Origin of the sequence: Bacillus sp. 204(2023) (genome assembly GCF_037027505.1) — a bacterium.
Lineage (GTDB): Bacteria > Bacillota > Bacilli > Bacillales > Bacillaceae > Bacillus > Bacillus subtilis.
The window spans coordinates 86719-101378 of record NZ_JAXCHE010000009.1; the positions used below are offsets into that span (position 1 = coordinate 86719).

The 14660-nt window shown below is 44.6% G+C and carries 16 protein-coding genes; 7 read left to right on the plus strand and 9 right to left on the minus strand.

Translation table 11 applies throughout. The features are described 5' to 3' along the window. Positions 1-68 precede the first annotated feature (68 nt). The 3 genes from WA279_RS17185 (at position 69) to srtN (ending at position 2251) form a co-directional block, all read left to right on the plus strand. A complete protein-coding gene (locus tag WA279_RS17185) occupies positions 69-176 on the plus strand; it encodes a YhdX family protein (protein ID WP_009966908.1) in 108 nt (35 codons plus the stop codon). Positions 177-324: 148 nt separating this feature from the next. Further along, on the plus strand, positions 325-1440 hold the full coding sequence (gene mscY / locus WA279_RS17190; RefSeq protein WP_015252461.1) for a small-conductance mechanosensitive channel protein MscY: 1116 nt from the start codon (positions 325-327) through the stop codon (positions 1438-1440). Positions 1441-1507: 67 nt separating this feature from the next. Beyond that, positions 1508-2251, plus strand: coding sequence for a sirtuin NAD-dependent deacetylase (gene srtN / locus WA279_RS17195; protein WP_336156110.1), 744 nt, complete (start codon positions 1508-1510; stop codon positions 2249-2251). A 23-nt stretch (positions 2252-2274) separates the two neighbouring features. On the opposite strand, the gene WA279_RS17200 is transcribed toward srtN, so the two are convergent. Continuing rightward, entirely contained in the window at positions 2275-3123 is an 849-nt protein-coding gene (locus WA279_RS17200; RefSeq protein ID WP_123373305.1) for a polysaccharide deacetylase family protein, read from the minus strand. A 284-nt stretch (positions 3124-3407) separates the two neighbouring features. On the opposite strand from WA279_RS17200, the gene dat reads away from it, so the two are divergent. Beyond that, the gene (dat, locus tag WA279_RS17205) at positions 3408-4256 is read left to right on the plus strand and encodes a D-amino-acid transaminase (protein ID WP_336156112.1); all 849 of its coding nucleotides are present in this window, start codon (positions 3408-3410) and stop codon (positions 4254-4256) included. 42 nt (positions 4257-4298) lie between these two features. Here dat and nhaC read toward each other — a convergent pair whose 3' ends face one another. Both nhaC and WA279_RS17215 read right to left on the minus strand, forming a co-directional pair. Then, positions 4299-5660 carry a Na+/H+ antiporter NhaC gene (gene nhaC / locus WA279_RS17210; RefSeq protein ID WP_336156113.1) on the minus strand — a complete coding sequence of 454 codons (1362 nt, stop codon included), beginning with the start codon at positions 5658-5660 and terminating at the stop codon, positions 4299-4301. Positions 5661-5786: 126 nt separating this feature from the next. After that, positions 5787-6287: a universal stress protein gene (locus WA279_RS17215; protein WP_133953577.1), complete on the minus strand. Its 501-nt coding sequence runs from the start codon at positions 6285-6287 to the stop codon at positions 5787-5789. A 163-nt stretch (positions 6288-6450) separates the two neighbouring features. On the opposite strand from WA279_RS17215, the gene WA279_RS17220 reads away from it, so the two are divergent. The 3 genes from WA279_RS17220 to bmrD all read left to right on the plus strand — a co-directional run bounded on the left by WA279_RS17220 (position 6451) and on the right by bmrD (position 10507). After that, a complete protein-coding gene (locus WA279_RS17220) occupies positions 6451-6612 on the plus strand; it encodes a hypothetical protein (protein ID WP_160244997.1) in 162 nt (53 codons plus the stop codon). A 119-nt stretch (positions 6613-6731) separates the two neighbouring features. Next, a complete protein-coding gene (gene bmrC, locus WA279_RS17225) occupies positions 6732-8489 on the plus strand; it encodes a multidrug ABC transporter ATP-binding protein BmrC (protein ID WP_336156116.1) in 1758 nt (585 codons plus the stop codon). Continuing rightward, the gene (bmrD, locus tag WA279_RS17230) at positions 8486-10507 is read left to right on the plus strand and encodes a multidrug resistance ABC transporter ATP-binding protein/permease BmrD (RefSeq protein ID WP_336156118.1); all 2022 of its coding nucleotides are present in this window, start codon (positions 8486-8488) and stop codon (positions 10505-10507) included. The genes bmrC and bmrD overlap by 4 nt, the downstream gene beginning before the upstream one ends. A 49-nt stretch (positions 10508-10556) precedes the next feature. Here the strand turns inward: bmrD and WA279_RS17235 are convergent, their stop codons facing one another. From WA279_RS17235 to spaC, 6 genes are all read right to left on the minus strand, one after another. Then, a complete protein-coding gene (locus WA279_RS17235) occupies positions 10557-11177 on the minus strand; it encodes an SDR family oxidoreductase (protein WP_336156120.1) in 621 nt (206 codons plus the stop codon). A gap of 38 nt (positions 11178-11215) precedes the next feature. Further along, positions 11216-11326 (minus strand): hypothetical protein, encoded by a 111-nt coding sequence (locus tag WA279_RS17240; protein ID WP_336156121.1) that lies wholly within the window; start codon positions 11324-11326, stop codon positions 11216-11218. 105 nt (positions 11327-11431) lie between these two features. Continuing rightward, positions 11432-11635, minus strand: a complete 204-nt coding sequence (gene sspB / locus WA279_RS17245) for a beta type acid-soluble spore protein SspB (protein ID WP_003233287.1) — start codon at positions 11633-11635, stop codon at positions 11432-11434. Between the two features lie 208 nt (positions 11636-11843). Continuing rightward, entirely contained in the window at positions 11844-12062 is a 219-nt protein-coding gene (locus WA279_RS17250) for a YheE family protein (RefSeq protein WP_010886462.1), read from the minus strand. Positions 12063-12211: 149 nt separating this feature from the next. After that, on the minus strand, positions 12212-13573 hold the full coding sequence (yheD, locus tag WA279_RS17255; protein ID WP_003233284.1) for a spore coat associated protein YheD: 1362 nt from the start codon (positions 13571-13573) through the stop codon (positions 12212-12214). Further along, positions 13563-14654 (minus strand): spore coat associated protein SpaC, encoded by a 1092-nt coding sequence (spaC, locus tag WA279_RS17260; RefSeq protein WP_003245845.1) that lies wholly within the window; start codon positions 14652-14654, stop codon positions 13563-13565. The genes yheD and spaC overlap by 11 nt, the downstream gene beginning before the upstream one ends. Between the last annotated feature and the right edge of the window lie 6 nt (positions 14655-14660).

The following is a 14660-nucleotide window of genomic DNA, read 5'->3' on the forward strand; positions in this document are numbered from 1 at the left end:
AATTAGGTCTTTCGACATGTTCACAACAAAATATGATCCTTTATAATAGCAAAAAAGGAGGCGAGATCATGGGAAAAGGGAGAATCAGAGTGGAGGAAAGAATTAAAGCCGAAACGGATGCTGAAATGCAAAAAGCAACTCTCCTTGATCAGACACAAACGAAAAAAGGTAAGTGACTGTCCCTATTGAATCTGGCTGATAGATGAATTGAGAAATGACCCCGGCGTTTCGCCGGGGTTTTCTGCTGCAAAAGACATTTAAATGAACATCCTTACGAATATTTTAGTATAATAAACAATTGATTGGGATAGAGGGGAGACAGTCATGCCGGATTATCTGCAGCAGTATTTTACGCTTGATAACATCATACAAATCGGCATCAGCTTGGCGATTTTGCTGGTGTTTCTTATACTTAGAAAATTATTCACAAGATATTTCTTTAACCTGCTTTTTAATTTGACAAACCGGCCGAAAACAGAAATTTTTAAACAGGTGGTTCTGGCGTTTGATAAGCCGGCCAGATGGTTTTTTGTTGCCCTTGGGCTGTTTTTAGCGATCCGGTATTCACCGTTTTTAGATGAGCAAATGCCGGTCATCAGCAAAATATACCGCTCACTGATTGTGGCGCTCTTGTGCTGGGGTCTTTGTAATTTGACCGCAACATCGTCGTTTATCTTCCATAAGGTGAATCAGCGCTTCGAGCTTGACATGGATGACATTCTGGCCCCGTTTTTATCCAAATTGCTCCGTTTTGTGATCATTGCGCTCAGTGTCAGTGTGATCGCTCAGGAATTCAATTATGATGTCAACGGATTTGTAGCGGGCCTAGGTCTTGGCGGACTGGCTTTTGCGCTTGCCGCGAAGGATACCATCAGCAACTTCTTCGGCGGTATTATTATTATTACTGAAAAGCCGTTTACAATTGGTGACTGGGTGGAGACGTCGACAGTAACAGGATCAGTCGAGGATATTACCTTTAGGAGCACGAGATTCAGAACAGCACAGGGGGCGCTTGTAACGGTGCCGAACTCTACGCTGTCGATGGAAGCGATCACGAACTGGACAAGAATGACCAAACGCCAGATTACGTTTTCCATCCATGTGTCCTATGCTACGCCGATTGAGAACCTTGAACGCTCCATTCATTCTCTCAGAACAATGCTCTTAGAGCATGAGGGCGTTGATAATGAAACAATCATGGTCAACTTCGATACGTTTGCCGACAGCTACTACAATTTATTTTTTAACTTCTATACAAAAACGACAGTTTGGGCTGAAAACCTTAATATTAGAGAGGATATCAACTATAAAATTATTGAGATTTTAGGTGCAGAAGGTGTCCAGTTTGCATATCCCGGCCAAATGGTTGTTGTCAAGCAAAAGCACGAAAGCGACCCATTCCAGGTGAATCTAAACAAAGAGGAAAAGGAACGGGCTTAAAAGAGAGACTTCGTCTGACAGAGGCGGAGTCTTTTTCATGGTAAAATAAGAGAAAGGCGGTGTTGAGTTGGAAACATTCAAAAATATTCTACATGAAGCACAGAGAATTGTTGTGCTGACCGGAGCGGGAATGAGCACAGAATCAGGGATTCCCGACTTTCGTTCAGCAGGGGGCATTTGGACGGAAGATGCCTCAAGAATGGAAGCGATGAGCCTTGATTATTTTTTAAGTCATCCGCGTCTGTTTTGGCCAAAATTCAAAGAATTGTTCCAGATGAAAATGAGCGGCAGCTTTGAACCGAATGAAGGACACTTGCTTTTAGCTGAGCTGGAGAAGCAAGGGAAGCAGGTCGATATTTTTACGCAAAACATTGACGGTCTTCATAAAAAAGCGGGGAGCAGGCATGTATACGAACTGCATGGTTCTATCCAGACAGCAGCTTGTCCGGCATGCGGCGCCCGATATGATCTTCCCCATTTGCTGGAGCGGGAGGTGCCGGAGTGCACGGCGGCCGGAAACAATGGGGATATTTGCGGAAGGGTATTAAAAACCGATGTTGTTCTCTTTGGCGACGCCGTCATGCACTTTGACACCCTTTATGAAAAGCTGGATCAAGCAGATCTTTTATTGGTTATCGGCACGTCTCTCGAAGTGGCTCCGGCTAGATTTGTGCCTGAGGATGCAAGTCTGATTCCCGGCATGAAGAAAGTCATCATAAACCTTGAACCAACGTATTGCGACAGCTTGTTTGACATGGTCATCCATCAAAAAATCGGCGAGTTTGCCCGAAGTTTGGGCATAAAAAAGTGAGCCGCCTTATGCGCCTCACTTTTTTATTCATGAACAGGAACCATTCTGTCCTCTAACACTCCGAAGGAATAGCCTTTTTCTTTTAATTTATTGATTAGTACCGGCAGCGCGTTTACGGTAGCGGGAAGATCATGCATGAGAATCACATTCGGGCGGCCTGAAGAGCTGTGTTCCATATTTTCAAGCTGCTCTAACACGGCCGTCACATACTTTGAATTTCGGTATTTCCAGTCCATGCTGTCAATCGTCCAATCCCAGTACACAAAACCGTCTTTCTCAAGATTGCGGATTTGTGAGGGGGTTAGTGACGGCTTGCTTCCGTAGGGCGTTCTGACAAGAGCGGTTTTATATCCTGTAATGTCCTGCAGCGTGTCACGCGCCTCCTGCATTTCTTTTAGCGGAGATGTCGGTGTTTGATAGAACAATCTGTTATTGTGGGTAACGCCATGTAAACCGAGTGCGTGGCCTTCCTTTTCTGCTCTTTTCACAGCTTGTTTGAATTCGTTCATCCGCGGTGACAGCATAAAAAACGTCGCTTTTACATCAGCGCTTTTCAGTACATCGAGCAAGCGGTTTGTAAAGGCTGACGGGCCGTCATCGAAGGTTAAGTAAACTGTTTTATCTCCCATGTCCTGCTTTGTCTGCAGATGTTTTATCAGCAGATCGGGGGAGTCGTTTTTCAGCTTAAGGCTTTCCTTCTCATCTCGAAGCTGTCCGTTAGTTGTGACAGTGACTTCCTTTGCTTTCGTTGAACTGTTGGAATAACCCAAAATCACCATAAGCAAAAGCAGCATACATAAAACTGCTAAACTTGCAAATTTAAAAGCAAGCGAAACTGCAGAAGGAGAAGCCTCTCCTCTCGTTTGTCGCATAACAATCTCTCCATTGGCATAAAATCTCTACATAATGCTGTACAGCAGGCAGCTTATGAAGATGCCTTATGTTTACAACCTATGTATTACCAGTCAAGTATACAGGAATAAAACTGGAAAGCACATAGAAAATTTGTCGAAATGTCAGATTTTAAGGAAAAAATAAACTCCTTTCCGCTATAGATCTCTTGATCTTTCTGTTTTTCAGCTTGTCCAATATGGTAGAATTAGTGATAATGACAGCTTGAATGACATCAGGGACATCTCGAAAAGGGAGGGCTTTTATGAAGGTTTTAGTCAATGGCCGGCTGATTGGGCGCAGTGAAGCATCAATCGATTTGGAAGATCGCGGTTATCAGTTTGGTGACGGCATCTATGAAGTGATCAGGGTGTACAAAGGAGTATTGTTCGGCTTACGTGAGCATGCAGAGCGTTTTTTCAGAAGTGCTGCTGAAATTGGAATTTCACTGCCATTCAGTATAGAAGATCTCGAGTGGGACCTGCAAAAGCTTGTACAGGAAAATGCGGTCAGTGAGGGAGCGGTATACATTCAGACAACAAGAGGTGTGGCCCCGCGAAAACACCAGTATGAAGCCGGCCTCGAGCCGCAGACTACTGCTTATACGTTTACGGTGAAAAAACCGGAGCAAGAGCAGGCATACGGAGTGGCGGCCATTACAGATGAGGATCTACGCTGGCTAAGATGTGATATCAAAAGTCTGAATTTACTGTATAATGTCATGACGAAGCAAAAGGCCTATGAAGCGGGAGCATTTGAAGCCATTTTACTTAGGGACGGCGTTGTTACGGAGGGTACATCCTCTAACGTTTATGCCGTTATCAACGGCACGGTGCGAACACATCCGGCTAACCGGCTCATTCTCAATGGAATTACACGGATGAATATTTTAGGACTGATTGAGAAGAATGGAATCAAACTGGATGAGACTCCTGTCAGTGAAGAAGAGTTGAAACAGGTGGAAGAGATCTTTATTTCCTCAACGACGGCAGAAATTATTCCGGTTGTGACGCTCGATGGACAATCGGTCGGAAGCGGGAAACCCGGACCGGTGACCAAACAGCTTCAGGCTGCTTTTCAAGAAAGCATTCGACAGGCTGCTAGCATTTCATAAATGAACGAAGAAAAGAGCCCGCTTTATACAGCGGAGCTCTTTTTATTTTTTAACAAATCCAATCAAAATGGAGATCATCGGCGATATATAGAGGAAGAACGTAAACGGGATGTAGTCTATGACTGGAACACCAAGTGCGCTCGCCATAAATGCGCCGCTGACGCCCCAAGGAATCAATGGGTTAATTAATGTTCCGCCGTCCTCTAATGATCTTGTCAGAAATTTTCGCTGGATGTTTTGTTTGTCATATAAGGATTTAAATGATTGTCCCGGTATTAATATCGATAAATACTGTTCGCCGGTTGCCAAGTTGACGCCGATGCTTGAGCAGACAGTTGCTGCAACAAGACGGCCTTTTGAGCGGATGCCTTTCATGACGCCTTCCAATAGTGCAGAAATCAATCCGATTTTCTCCATCAATCCGCCGAGTGCAAAAGCAATCATAATGAGAGAGACAGAGCCCATCATGGATTGCAGTCCGCCTCTGTTGATAATTTTAGCGGCTGCCTCATTGTCAGTTTCAAAAGTTGTGCCATTTTGCAAAGCTGTCATAAACGCCTGCAGGCTGCTGTCGGGTACAAAAATAGTAGTCAAAATTCCCGAGGAAATAATTCCGGCAGTCAGAACGGGGATTACTGATACCCGTTTAATTGCCAGCAAAACGACTAAGAGCGGAGAAAGAAGGGCCCACGGTGTCACGTTTGCGGCATCTTTTATTCCGGTTATGACCTGCTGAATATTATCGGTTGAAGCAGCGTCCGCTGACACTGATGAACCGAGAAAGTAAAACAAAACGACAGTGATGAGCAAAGCTGGAATGGTTGTGCCCATCATATGGCGAATGTGTTCAAAGATCGGTATTTCGCCTATTCCGGCTGCAAAGTTGGTTGTGTCCGACATCGGCGACATTTTATCCCCAAAACAAGCGCCGCATATGACTGCGCCTGCTGTCCATTCAAGCGGAACGCCAGCCGCGCTCGCTACGCCAATCAGCGCTACCCCGATTGTGCTTACAGTTGTCAGGCTTGAGCCAACAAGTGTGCTGATGATCATACATGAAAACAAAGCAGTCAACAGAAGGTGGCTTGGTTCAATAAAGGATAGGGCATAAACTGTCACAGTCGGTATTGCGCCGCTGTACATCCAGGCGCCGATTAAGATGCCGATCAGCGCTAGAACAATAATCGGCTGTACGCCGTTTTTGATCCCGTCTACAATCCCTTTTTCAATACTCTTCCAGGAAAATCCAAACCATAAAGCTGCTGCTGAAAGCATGACAACACTTAAAAACAGCGGGATATGAGGTTCTACATGAAGCAAGAATAAGCAAGAAATAATAATGCATAACATGAATATAAATAAACCGACGGCTAACGGAAACGTCAGCTTTTTTTGAGAATCCAAAATAACACCCCATATTTATCTTTAATGCTTTTGTGCTTTTGGGCACGAAAGCATTATAACAGAAAAAAACGAAAATCTATGTTTTTTCACAATTATGAATATAAAAGAAGTGAGCACAGGGCGTGCTCACTTTACAATCAGGACGGGTATATCCGATTTCGCTGAAAGCTTTTCACTTACACTTCCGAATATTAGCTTTTTCAGCCTGTTTCGGTCTCTGCTTCCGGTTACGATCATATCGGCAGAAATGCGGTTTGCATGCTCGATAATTGATTCAGCCGGATCGCCTTCTAATATATCGATATCTCCATCTGCCTGCTGTTCATTCAGCATCATTCTGGCTTCGGCGATGACTTCTTCCGTACGGTCTTCATAGATCATTGGCTCAGGTGATGTTACATCCGATATCAGCGGATCAGGAACACTTGTCATGCCTCCGCTGATATAGCTTGCCTCAGCTGCGGGTCTGGGCGGGTCGATGACGGTCTGGTTGTCTTTCATATCATGTGAATGGGCGACGGTAATAGCGGCATTTACGGTTTTAGCAAGATCAATGGCTGTCTGAAGCGCTTTCTTACTATTTTCACTTCCGTCAAACGCAACGATGATACGGTCAGCATGGAACATCCTTCTCACCCTTTCAAAGCGTCTTATAACACTACTACCCGAATTTGAGCACAATTAACCTTTTCCTATTCAAGTAATGATTGACAATAAAAGGTTTTGTTTATATGATGATAAAAAGATGAAATCAGAATGGAAGGAGGGTTTGCTATGCCAAGGAATTTGCGTGTTTATCAAACAGTTTCATATTGGCGCGGCAAACCTTTTGTTCTGTTTTCGTGAACGGTTTTTTAGGTCGGACCGCGCGCTGAAAAGCGCTGTGCGTAACATATCGGTTAAAAAAGGCATGGAGCTAAACGCTTCATGCCTTTTTATATACAAAATCTAAGGAAAGACAGGTGTATGGGATGTGAAGACAAATATAGAGGCGAGGGCTGTTCGTGCCAAACTGGATGAAAAAAGCTGCAAGGAAAAAATAGAAGGCGGCTGATGAGGAGATGGGGATAGATGTTTTCAGTTTTGAAAAAGCTTGGCTGGTTTTTTAAGGCGTACTGGCTGCGCTATACGATTGCGATTGTCCTTTTATTAGCAGTCAATGTCATTGAAATGTTTCCGCCTAAGCTCTTGGGGAACGCCATAGATGATATGAAAGCAGGGGCGTTTACTGCGGAAGGGCTGCTGTTTTATATCGGTATCTTTTTTGTGCTGACGGCGGCCGTGTATATTATGTCTTATTTTTGGATGCATCAGCTGTTTGGCGGAGCGAATCTGATGGAGAAAATTCTTCGTACGAAGCTGATGGGGCATTTGCTGACTATGTCGCCGCCGTTTTATGAAAAAAACCGGACAGGCGATTTAATGGCACGAGGGACAAATGATCTTCAGGCCGTCAGTTTAACGACAGGGTTTGGCATCTTGACGTTAGTCGATTCTACGATGTTTATGATGACGATCTTTTTGACGATGGGGTTTTTGATCAGCTGGAAGCTGACCTTTGCCGCCATTATCCCGCTTCCAGTCATGGCGATTGCAATCAGTCTATATGGAAGTAAAATTCATGAGCGGTTTACTGAGGCCCAAAATGCGTTCGGGGCGCTGAATGACAGAGTGCTGGAATCTGTTTCAGGCGTGCGGGTGATTCGCGCGTATGTTCAGGAAACAAACGATGTTCGCCGGTTTAATGAAATGACCGCTGATGTTTATCAGAAAAATATGAAAGTGGCTTTTATTGATTCACTGTTTGAGCCGACGGTGAAACTGCTTGTCGGCGCAAGCTATCTGATTGGGCTCGGCTACGGAGCGTTTCTTGTATTCCGGAACGAGCTGACGCTTGGAGAGTTAGTGTCCTTTAACGTTTATCTCGGCATGATGATTTGGCCGATGTTTGCAATCGGTGAACTCATTAACGTGATGCAGCGCGGCAATGCGTCATTAGACCGGGTAAATGAAACTCTTTCTTATGAAACGGATGTGACAGATCCAAAACAGCCCGCTGATCTTAAAGAGCTTGGAGATATCGTTTTCAGTCATGTCAGCTTTACATATCCAAGCTCAACAAGTGACAATCTTCAGGATATTTCATTTACGGTGCGAAAAGGGCAGACTGTCGGGATTGCAGGTAAAACCGGGAGCGGAAAAACGACAATTATTAAGCAGCTTTTGCGCCAGTATCCTCCAGGTGAAGGGAGCATTACATTTTCAGGCGTACCGATTCAGCAAATCCCTCTTGACCGGCTCCGCGGATGGATCGGATATGTGCCTCAGGATCATTTACTGTTTTCACGGACTGTAAAAGAAAATATTTTATACGGAAAACAGGATGCAACTGATAAAGAGGTTCAGCAAGCCATTGCCGAAGCACATTTTGAAAAAGATTTGCACATGCTTCCGTCCGGTCTGGAGACAATGGTCGGTGAAAAAGGCGTGGCACTGTCAGGCGGGCAGAAACAAAGAATTTCGATTGCGAGAGCACTCATGGCGAATCCGGAAATCTTGATTCTGGATGATTCACTTTCCGCTGTAGATGCCAAAACAGAGGCTGCAATTATCAAGAACATCAGAGAAAACCGCAAAGGAAAAACGACATTTATTTTGACGCACCGATTATCCGCGGTAGAGCACGCTGACCTGATCCTTGTGATGGACGGCGGCGTCATTGCTGAGAGAGGCACGCATCAAGAACTGCTGGCCAATAATGGGTGGTACCGGGAACAATATGAAAGACAGCAGCTGTTCACGGCCGAAGAAGGGGGAGCAGGGGCATGAAAATAGGAAAAACGTTATGGAGATACGCACTTCTTTATCGAAAATTGCTGATCACAGCCGTCCTTTTGCTAGCTGTTGCCGTCGGTGCAGAACTGACTGGGCCCTTTATTGGCAAAAAAATGATAGACGACCATATCCTCGGCATTGAGAAAACATGGTATGAAGCTGCGGAAAAAGATAAAAATGCCGTTCAGTTTCACGGCGTCTCATATGTCAGAGAGGACCGATTGCATGAGCCTGTTTCAAAAGCAAAAGAAGCGCATATTTATCAAGTGGGAATGGCGTTCTATTTTGTTGATCAGGCTGTCAGCTTCGACGGGAATAGAACGGTTTCTGACGGGAAGCTGACGATCACAAACGGAGACAAGAGCCGGGCATATGCTGCCGAAAAGCTGACTAAGCAGGAACTTTTCCAGTTCTATCAGCCGGAAATAAAGGGAATGGTGTTTCTGATCTGCCTGTATGGGGGCTTGCTTGTGTTTTCGGTATTCTTTCAATACGGACAGCATTATCTGCTGCAGATGAGCGCCAATCGGATTATTCAAAAGATGAGGCAGGACGTGTTTTCGCACATACAGAAAATGCCGATTCGCTATTTTGACAACCTTCCGGCCGGAAAAGTCGTTGCGCGGATTACCAATGATACGGAGGCTATCAGGGATTTATATGTCACAGTGCTTTCAACATTTGTGACAAGCGGAATCTATATGTTCGGGATATTCACGGCTTTGTTTCTGCTTGATGTGAAGCTTGCGTTTGTATGTCTGGCAATTGTGCCGATTATCTGGCTGTGGTCGGTCATATACCGGAGATATGCGTCATATTACAACCAAAAAATCCGCTCGATCAACAGTGACATTAACGCAAAAATGAATGAGTCAATTCAAGGCATGACCATTATTCAGGCTTTCCGCCATCAAAAGGAAACAATGAGAGAATTTGAGGAATTAAATGAATCACATTTTTATTTCCAAAACAGGATGCTGAATTTAAACTCCTTAATGTCCCATAATTTGGTCAATGTCATCCGCAATCTTGCGTTCGTCTGTCTGATCTGGCATTTTGGCGGTGCGAGCCTGAATGCGGCCGGGATTGTTTCTATCGGTGTGCTGTACGCTTTTGTCGATTATTTGAACCGGTTATTTCAGCCGATCACAGGCATCGTCAATCAGTTTTCAAAGCTGGAGCTTGCAAGGGTCTCCGCCGGGCGTGTTTTTGAACTGCTTGAAGAAAAGAATACGGAAGAAGCGGGTGAACCGGCGAAGGAGCGCGCGCTGGGACGGGTTGAATTTCGTGATGTGTCATTTGCGTATCAAGAAGGTGAAGAGGTATTAAAGCATATTTCCTTTACTGCGCAAAAAGGCGAAACCGTAGCGCTCGTCGGCCATACCGGATCAGGAAAAAGCTCTATTTTGAATCTTCTGTTTCGTTTTTATGATGCGCAAAAAGGTGATGTCTTAATTGATGGAAAAAGCATTTACAACATGTCAAGACAGGAACTCAGATCCCATATGGGCATTGTGCTTCAGGACCCGTACTTATTCTCGGGCACAATCGGATCTAACGTAAGTCTGGATGACGAAAGAATGACTGAAGAAGAAATAAAAAATGCACTGCGGCAAGTCGGTGCTGAGCCTCTTCTTAAGAAGCTTCCGAAGGGCATTAATGAGCCCGTGATTGAAAAAGGCAGCACGCTATCCTCTGGAGAGCGGCAGTTAATTTCTTTCGCTAGAGCTTTGGCGTTTGATCCCGCGATCTTGATTTTAGATGAGGCAACGGCGCATATTGATACAGAGACAGAGGCCGTAATCCAGAAGGCGCTTGATGTCGTCAAACAAGGACGCACCACCTTCGTCATCGCTCACCGGCTTTCAACAATCAGAAATGCTGATCAGATTTTGGTTCTTGATAAAGGAGAAATTGTTGAGAGAGGGAACCACGAGGAACTGATGGCATTAGAAGGCCAATATTATCAAATGTATGAACTGCAAAAGGGACAGAAACATTCCATTGCATAACGCTCAAAAAACCCAAGACAATCGTGTTTTGGGTTTTTGGTTTATGTAGTCAATAAGCCAGTCCGACACGGTATCCGACATACTTACCTGTAACAAGCTCACGATATAAAAAGTCCGCAGTATCGCCGACCGAAATGCTTGTGCCGCCCTCAGGCAAAACGTTACGCTCCGTACGATATACGCCGGTTGCTGTTCCGTCCGGGAGGTAAGTGGGGCAGATGATTGTCCAGTCTGATGATGATTCTTTAAGCATTTCGTATACTTTTGCATGCTCCTTGGCTGCGCGGGTCTGCTTTCGTTTCGATTCATTTGTTTCAAACCGGTATTTTCCCGGTTCATATCGGGAATCTAGGATCCCTGCGGTGCCGATCGTAATAAGCCGTTTGATATGCTGTTCCTCCATAGCGGAGAGAATGTGTGCCATAGCAGTTGACAAGGTATCATCACCATCTGTGCCTAGACAGCTGATCACGATTTCAGCATTCTCCATTATTTTTTTCACATCTTCTAAGCGGCGGGCGTTCCCCATGACGGTTCTGTCTTTTGAAAGGGGAAGATCAGCATGTTGAGATCTGATCAGAGCGAAAATATCAAATCTTTCATCTGCTGCAGCTTGTGTTAAAAAGGCTTGTCCGACGCGGCCGCTGGCTCCTAATAAAGCGATTTTCATCAAAAAACCTCCTCGCCTTTCATTATAAAAGGATGTTCTCAGTTTGAACAGCGCGGGAAATAAACAGAACGATGGGAAACATATTCATGAATCATGGATACACTTACGAACTGAACCAGCTCCCAATTCACAATGGTGATGAATGACACCCCGATTCCCTCCCTTTTTTTTCTAGGATATGTGGAGCAGGAAAAAAGGGTGACAAAATAAAGAGAGCGCGGAAACCGCGCCCTCTATAGCCATATATTGAATTGTTATTGAACTCTGCCGCCCATTTGCTGCTGAGCGAAAGATACTAAACGTTTTGTGATTTCTCCTCCGACAGAACCGTTAGCGCGAGAAGTTGTGTCCGCTCCAAGGTTAACGCCGAATTCAGAAGCGATTTCAAGTTTCATTTGATCGATAGCCTGAGCTGCGCCAGGAACTAGTAAGTCATTTGAAGAGTTTTGGTTAGCCATGTGTAAAATCTCCTTTTTATTTAGTATGGTTGGGTTAACTGGAGTTGCACCAATCTGTGAACCCTTCTCGGGTGTCACTGCCGCCTCGGCGTAACCCAATGCTTTGCCGGCTTGTTACTACGTATTATGTTAAAATGGCCGGAAACTCATGCGGAGAATTGTGTGGTAAATCTTGAGAAATAAAAAAAGCTTAGCCGTTTAGGCTAAGCTAGTCATAAATATGAAAAAGCATCAGTTCATGTATCTCGTTTGTAAGAGCAGGCTCGTCAGCGCGGGCGGGAAACAAGTCTCCCCATTCAATTTCACCGCTCTTATGATAGATGCCTTCATAATGGGTCCCTTTATAATAAAATGAAATTTTCCATCCGGGCAGCTTTTCTTTTGGGAACAAAGGTTTCCAGCTGAAATGAGAAATCATAACGGCCACGCTCCTTACATTTGGTATCAATTGACCTGAATAAAAACGGCTTATGTTCATTGTATCATTGTTTCAGAACATCATTGAAGAGGCCTTAATATGCAGTTTGTCCCAGCTTTGGATAAAGATAAGCCCGCTTTATTAAAAAAGCGGACAGGTTACGAAGGCCACAATGCTTCAGGAGATGTGATTGCCTTCTCAGATAAATATGACGCGTATTCAAAACTTCTTCGTTTTGTAAGAGAATCAACATGATGCAAATTTGGATGAGAAAAAATGCTTCGGCCCGGGCGCGAATTCGCTTCAAACATCCATACTTTACCGTTCTGATCAATGCCAAAATCGAAACCAATCTCCCCGATAAACCCCTCGATATGATCATGAAGGACATGGCTTGCAGTCAGTGCCGCTGCAGAAAGCTTTTTAATGACCTCAACTCTTTCAGCGGGATCATCGTATACTTCCGCAAGTGTCTTTACAGTGCCGCCGTTAGAAAGATGTGTTGTAATGCTGTTCTTTCCGGAAATTTTTACGGCGATTGCTGTCACTGTCCATTTTCCTTTTCTGTTTTTATTGGTATGGACACGGAAATCCGCTGGTTTGCCTTGAAATTCGATGAGATCAACACCTTGCTGAATGAGAAAGTCGGACGGGTTGTGATGTTTTTGAAATTCTGCAAGGAATGAGGCGGCATCGGAATAATCAATTGAAGTAAAAGTTTTGGCGTCATTCGTATGCTTTACCGTCAGGCCGTCATCTGTTCTTGTCAGCTGATAAATGCCGGTGCCGAGTGCTCCATTTGCCGGTTTGATATAGACTTTTTTGTATGCGCCACAGAGCTCATCTATCAGCTCCACAGACGGTGTCAGCTCGGATCTAGGCAAAAAGGGTGCCGTTCTTGGATCTTTTTCGAGCAATTGATGAACGTTCCATTTATTGAAAAACGTTTTATTAAACCATGGGATCTGATATTCATCGATCAGCCTCTTTTTTGTATGTTGCAAGAGAAGTGAATCTTCAATTTTTCGGTTCGGCAAACGGTCATAAACGACGTTCGGCAATGGAACGATTTTTTTCTCCCAGCCGTTTTCCCTGTAAAGGAGGCCTTCAATCGTGCCTTCCTCCCAATTGATTTGGTGCGCGCCAAAAACGAAGCAGTAGCCTCCGGCTTGCTCGTGTAACGTGACAAGCTTAGAAAAAAAGAGGGAACGATCCTTAAATGGGCGTTCAAGAGATACAGTAAACCCTGCCGTAAAGATGCCGACTAACGGCCCGATATGCACTGTATGATCATGAATCAGTATATCTGCCCTGCTTCGGTGGGGAAGCAAAAGCTCATGAAACAGATTTTCAGAGAGAAGCACGGTTTGTTCCAGATGCCGTCTGTAAGCAACGTGGCATCTGACAACCTTCGTTCCGAATGCGGCATGCAAAAGTCCGTCTTGCTTCAGCGAAGAGGGCAGAAACAGGGTGTTTTCACTGGTTTTGTCTATGCCGATCAAAAACCGTTTAGGATTCACGCGGAAGAACTCCTTTCTGGCTTTGCTCAGAAAACAGATATTGGCAGCGCTTTAGGGGACAAGTGTACAGCTGTTCTTTTTGCTCGGGAGAGACACGCAGGATTGACTTCCTGCCTGGTTTGGAATTGATATCTAAAATCCAAATTCTCCCGTCCTTAGCAAGACATATATCAAGACCGAGTTCAAACAACGGCCCGTAGCGCTCGTCAAGATAATACGGAACTGATTGGGTAATCGAAAACACATCATCTAGTAAAACCACTTGCTGTTTTTTCGGTATATCTTCAAACCAGGAGTCAAATGTCAGCGCATCAGATCCGCCTGACAAATTGGCCAGCAGCCCGTGTTTGTATCCGCGTCTTACTGCCTTTCCGACTGTATTCCATTCACCTGCTTCGTTTTTTTCCATAAACAGACGAATATCACAAGGGTATTGTTCCTTATCTTGAATGTTTAAGTAAGGCTGAAGCAAATATTGATGCTGAAGCACTTTTTTGCACCAGGTTTTAAAAGAAGTCTGGTTGGAAAACGTTTTTGTCTGCTTATCCTTTCCGATGTGATAAGTAGCAGTGATGTTTTTCTTGCCCAGCTTCAAAAGAATCACGCCTCTGCCTCCCGCGCCGAATGCCGGTTTAAGGATGCAGGCTTTTTCTTTGGATAAAAAGGAGTGAATTTGTTCGTAGCGGCTCACCTTTATCGTTTCGGGAATATAGGGATTGATTACAGAGTGCTGCTGCAAATCGTGAAGGACGGTCCACTTATCGGGAAGACCCCGCCCGATAAATTCCGTTTTCGGATATTTTTTGAGCCACTCAACGATTGGTTTTGCTTTTTGGGAATGTGAATCCTTGCCGTAAAAACAGCGATCATAAATATAATCTGGAATCGCCATTTCAGTTTCGTTCCATGTGCTGCTGGCCGAATGATAGACCGATGCTTTGACACGCAAAGTGTCAGGTGAAATATCAAATGGTGTAAACCGGATGAAACGTATGCCGAATTCGGGTGCTCTTTTGGCCAGTTCTGCGGAATAATCCGCTTCATGCTGGCGGGATAAGGACATAAAACCGAGTGTTATCATGGTGAG

Bases quoted from the DNA above. Each gene is read 5' to 3' on its own strand.
- WA279_RS17185 (WP_009966908.1), top strand. From the start codon at position 69: ATGGGAAAAGGGAGAATCAGAGTGGAGGAAAGAATTAAAGCCGAAACG.
- mscY (WP_015252461.1), top strand. From the start codon at position 325: ATGCCGGATTATCTGCAGCAGTATTTTACGCTTGATAACATCATACAA.
- WA279_RS17200 (WP_123373305.1), bottom strand. From the start codon at position 3,123: ATGCGACAAACGAGAGGAGAGGCTTCTCCTTCTGCAGTTTCGCTTGCT.
- dat (WP_336156112.1), top strand. From the start codon at position 3,408: ATGAAGGTTTTAGTCAATGGCCGGCTGATTGGGCGCAGTGAAGCATCA.
- WA279_RS17215 (WP_133953577.1), bottom strand. From the start codon at position 6,287: ATGTTCCATGCTGACCGTATCATCGTTGCGTTTGACGGAAGTGAAAAT.
- bmrC (WP_336156116.1), top strand. From the start codon at position 6,732: ATGTTTTCAGTTTTGAAAAAGCTTGGCTGGTTTTTTAAGGCGTACTGG.
- bmrD (WP_336156118.1), top strand. From the start codon at position 8,486: ATGAAAATAGGAAAAACGTTATGGAGATACGCACTTCTTTATCGAAAA.
- WA279_RS17235 (WP_336156120.1), bottom strand. From the start codon at position 11,177: ATGAAAATCGCTTTATTAGGAGCCAGCGGCCGCGTCGGACAAGCCTTT.
- sspB (WP_003233287.1), bottom strand. From the start codon at position 11,635: ATGGCTAACCAAAACTCTTCAAATGACTTACTAGTTCCTGGCGCAGCT.
- spaC (WP_003245845.1), bottom strand. From the start codon at position 14,654: ATGATAACACTCGGTTTTATGTCCTTATCCCGCCAGCATGAAGCGGAT.